General features: G+C 38.7%; 6 protein-coding genes. All 6 read right to left on the bottom strand.

Annotated features, from left to right (window positions below; translation table 11 throughout):
* Nucleotides 1–19 precede the first annotated feature (19 nt).
* Nucleotides 20–1,645: a UDP-N-acetylmuramoyl-tripeptide--D-alanyl-D-alanine ligase gene (gene murF, locus WDZ40_01565; GenBank protein ID MEX0877534.1), complete on the bottom strand. Its 1,626-nt coding sequence runs from the start codon at nucleotides 1,643–1,645 to the stop codon at nucleotides 20–22.
* A 17-nt stretch (nucleotides 1,646–1,662) separates the two neighbouring features.
* Complete coding sequence (locus tag WDZ40_01560) at nucleotides 1,663–2,439, bottom strand: alpha/beta hydrolase (GenBank protein ID MEX0877533.1); 777 nt, start codon at nucleotides 2,437–2,439, stop codon at nucleotides 1,663–1,665.
* 118 nt (nucleotides 2,440–2,557) lie between these two features.
* On the bottom strand, nucleotides 2,558–2,863 hold the full coding sequence (gene sodX, locus WDZ40_01555; GenBank protein ID MEX0877532.1) for a nickel-type superoxide dismutase maturation protease: 306 nt from the start codon (nucleotides 2,861–2,863) through the stop codon (nucleotides 2,558–2,560).
* Between the two features lie 94 nt (nucleotides 2,864–2,957).
* Nucleotides 2,958–3,407 (bottom strand): superoxide dismutase, Ni, encoded by a 450-nt coding sequence (gene sodN / locus WDZ40_01550; protein MEX0877531.1) that lies wholly within the window; start codon nucleotides 3,405–3,407, stop codon nucleotides 2,958–2,960.
* A 9-nt stretch (nucleotides 3,408–3,416) separates the two neighbouring features.
* Nucleotides 3,417–3,656, bottom strand: a complete 240-nt coding sequence (locus WDZ40_01545; GenBank protein ID MEX0877530.1) for a glutaredoxin family protein — start codon at nucleotides 3,654–3,656, stop codon at nucleotides 3,417–3,419.
* 67 nt (nucleotides 3,657–3,723) lie between these two features.
* Complete coding sequence (locus WDZ40_01540; GenBank protein ID MEX0877529.1) at nucleotides 3,724–4,071, bottom strand: WhiB family transcriptional regulator; 348 nt, start codon at nucleotides 4,069–4,071, stop codon at nucleotides 3,724–3,726.
* Nucleotides 4,072–4,226 lie beyond the last annotated feature (155 nt).

The raw sequence follows: 4,226 nt of genomic DNA, 5'->3' as shown, positions 1-4,226 counted from the left end.
GCGAGGCGTTAGCCGAGCTTTACTCTTTATGCAACATTAACCCTTCTATTATACTGGGGTGTATTCTGTTTTCAAGAAGTATAACATCGTCTTTATCCGTTAATTCCTGCGCCTTTCTAAGGGCTTCGCGTGAATTTGGTATGCAAAATATAGCGTCTTTGCTCATTCCGTTATCTAATGCCTCCTTGTAGAATACAGAAAAATTATCCCGACTTGTTATAATACACCAGTTACAAACCTCTGCCGCTCTTGCCGCTATTTTTTGGTGGACTTTTTCCGCTTCTGCCCCAAGCTCTATTAACGGTTGGAGTATAAATAGTTTTTGTCTTCCCTTTATTGTTGCCAGAACATCAAGCGCTGCGAGTACTCCGTTTAGATTTGCAGAATAAGTGTCGTCTATTATAACAGAGTCTTTTATGCCTTTTTTAATTTTTAGTGTGTGCGAAGGAGGTTGCAACTTTACGAGCGCGGCTTTTATTGATTTGTAGCCCATTCCAAGCTCTCTTGCGACTGTTACAGCTCCCAGTATGTTGATTGCGTTGTGTCTGCCCAGAAGCGGTGTTTTTAGAACTTCTTCCGCCCCATCTTTTTCATGTATTTTAATTTCCAACCCCGCGGACGTGTTTTTTATGTGTTCTACCATTATTTTTTGGTCTATCTGGTCAACGAGCGGGTCAACGGCGTAAATTCTTTTTGGCCCCTTGTGTTTACGGGAAAGTTCTCTCACAATCTCGTTATCTCCATTGAACACAGCCAATCCCTTCCCCCCCAAGGATTCTATGAGTTCATATTTTGCCTCTTTAATGTTATCCATACTGCCAAAAAGAGAGAGGTGCTGCTGGTTAAGGCCTGTTAAAACTCCTATTTGAGGCTTTACCATCTCCGCGCTTTTGGCTATTTCCCCTTTCCTGTAGGCACCCATTTCAGCTATAAAAATATCATGATTTTGATTTAGGTTTTTTAGAATCACTCTTGCAATGCCAATGTCTACATTTATATTCTCCGGTGTTTTTAGAACATTAAATTCTTCGCTTAGTATCCCAAAAAGAATATCTTTCATACTGCTTTTTCCGTAACTTCCCGTTATTCCAATAACGAGCAAGTCTTTGAGTTTTTTTCTTTTTTCTACCGCCTTTTTAATAAACCTGTTCTTCATATAAGAAAAGGCCGGCTGGAACAGAGAAACACTGAGGAAAATAAACAAAGGCGCAAGTATATCCCCCGCTATAACCCACAGCAGTAAAAACTCTTCAGCAAAAAGGAAAAAACTTGTGCTCACTGTTGCGTACAAGAATAAAGAGAAGAAAACAATTATTGTTGCGTGTAGCGTTCTTTTCGGAGTTTTAAGTGTTTTATTTTGCCACTGCTGGATGCCTCGCGTGGCAAAAAAGCCGTAGAAAAGAAGTAATCCAACTACAGTCAGAGTGTTAGTAAGGTCGTGTGGGATTAGTAGGAGCACAAGTAAAGCAACAAGCCAAATTGTCCTCTTGTTTAAAATCAGTTTTTTAGAAGATGCAAGTTCAAAATGCACCTTCATTCTATCTAATCTGTACTCTTTAATTTGCCAGAGATAAGTCCAAAATAATATGTTTTTTATGGTTACTATACCCCAAAGAGCAAGTGTTGTTACAGTTAATACTTTCATAGTGTTTTATCTTTGTATCAGCGATTCTTTTTTAAAAATAGTGATATTTCCTTCGCCACCTGTATAGGCGCTTTTAAATTTAAAGCATGTGGCATATCCGGAAAAACGTGCATATGTGTAACGGGAATATTTTTGTGCAGGATAAATCCGTCTGAGAGCGGAGTTGCTGTGTCTTTATCTCCCCATAAAATTAATGCCGGTACAGTTATGTTTGGCAGATAAGAATAAAGTTCTTCCTCTAAAACCCGTTGCATAACACTCTTCATAATTGGCGATGCTTTTTCGTAGTCATGTTCTCCTGTAAATTTATACCACACCTTTTGTGCTAACGGCTTTAAAAAAGATAATGGAGGAATTGAAAATATGGCATTACCTGTTTTTGTAAGAATAAGCATTACTCCAATTTTTGCTTTTTTGTGACGCATTACACCTGCCGCGCTTATCAATATTATAGAGCTTAGTTGTTTTGGGTAGCGGGTCGCGTAATCAATAGTGATACGGCCGCCAAATGAGTGTCCCGCGAGAGTAAAATAAGCCAGGTCAATTTTTTGTGTAAATTCGTATACAAAATCTGAATAATCTTTAAGATGCCATGGTTCCGGCGGCTCTTCTGTGCGCCAAAACCCCGGGAGGTCTATGGTTATAACTCTAAAACCCTGCCGCGCTAATTCTTTTTGGGTTGTGTGCCAGGCATCCGCGTTTGACCCCCACCCATGCAGTATTAGTACAGGGTCTCCTTCTCCTTCATCTCTATAAAATGTGGTTAATCCTTTAACTTTTATCTTCTTTTCCATGTTTTCCATTTTACTCTTAAGTGTCTTTATTTTCAACTGCCTACTTCTAACAATACTTGGTTTAAGAAATAAAAAAACCCGCAATTACCGGGCATTAAATCTTGTTTAACTTAAATTTTTATATTTCCATTACCCTACCTATAATATGACGGCGTTGTATTGGGCCAAAATCTCTGCTGTCTGTGCTGTGTTCAGAATTATCACCCTCCACAATAAAGTGGCCTTCTTCTGTTACCTCTTTTATTCTTTTAACAATTGGAAATTTCTCTTTTGGATGGTTTACAACTACTATCTCTTCCGGTTCAGGATCAACAAATAAATACGCCAGACGGCTCACATAAACTTTTGCCCCCTCTTTTATGTGGGGTTCCATACTGTTACCTTTTACTGTGTAGCGAAATATGGGTGAATATTTTGACGCCATTTTTTTATAGCTTTTAGCTTCTGGCTTTTAACTTGCTATCTTATCTGCGCTTTCGGTGTAAGGGTTTAAAAGCTATAAGCTGACAGCTAATAGCTTATTTACTTTGTAATTCCATATTCTTTTTTACCTCTTCGTAGTTATATCCCTCTTTTGTGGCCGCGAACATCTTTCCTATTTCATCTATCAAGTCTATTAATTGTTGACCGTCCTTAGGGTCAACAGATTTTTTAGCCTCTCCCGCGGCTTTGGTTGCTTTCCAGAAGAGGTCGTGCAAACCTTCAAATTTTTCAATATGTTCCGGTTTAAAGTAATCCGTCCAAAGAACCCAAAGATGGTGTTTTACAAGTTCCGCGCGCTCTTCTTTTATATTTATGGCTCGTTGGCGTCCTACCTCATCATCAGTGCTTTGGTATATTTTTATCGCGTTATATACAGATTGCGCTTCTATCCTGGCTTGCGCGGGATCATACACCCCACAAAACAGGTCGCAATGCGCCTTAACCTCTCCCGCGTCAAAGAATTTGGTTATTATTTTAAACAACATAAGGCCGAGTTATTTATCTAATCCTAAAAGTTCTGCTATAACATCTTGATTGAATCCCACAACTACGTCTTCCCCTATTTTTATTACAGGCACACCCATTTGTCCGGATGTTTCTATCATATCCCGTCGTGCTTCCATGTCTTTTGTTACATCTTTCTCTGAATATTCAACGTTATTTTCCTTGAAGTACTCTTTTGCGGCATGACAGTAATGGCATGTTGGGGTTGTGTATATGGTTACATCTTTCATGTTTTTATAATTTATTTAATTATAACTATATTATCATTATAACATATTTGTCAAAAAAATAGAGAGCTCACATATGGCTCTCTAAAAGTTTATTAAGGCTTGGTGGCGCAATACCTGCCAGTTCATGTTGTTTTTTTGTCTTTTGAATCTTTATCCTAAGTTTTTTTCTTTCATCTAGAGTGAGTCCTCCGAATGTTCCGGAGCTGTGTTCGTCAGGAAACGACAACTCTGTTTTAAGACATTCTAATTTGACATCGCATTTTTTACATATACTCTTTGCTACCTTAATATTTTTTTGGGCATTGGAAATAAATATATCACTGTCTTCGTTTCTGCACGCTGCTTTTTCATGCCACTCTATCCTATCCAGCATTGCTGACAATGGAAGAGATTCAGACTGTACTATGATATTCATTTTCCGTCCCCTTTCCTATAAATGTACTGGAAATATTATACGATAAAACTTTATTTATTGCAAGGTGTTGCACTTGAATTCTAACCTGAAATTCAACGATCCGTAACAAAATCTACGCCCGCTCGCCTCGACTCCCTCGGCGAAGCGGGCCGGCG

The sequence above is a fragment of the Candidatus Spechtbacterales bacterium genome, from assembly GCA_040879145.1.
Taxonomy (GTDB): domain Bacteria; phylum Patescibacteriota; class Minisyncoccia; order Spechtbacterales; family 2-12-FULL-38-22; genus JAWVZY01.
The sequence above is the reverse complement of the archived record's forward strand: the minus strand, read 5'-3'. Positions and strand labels throughout refer to the sequence as shown.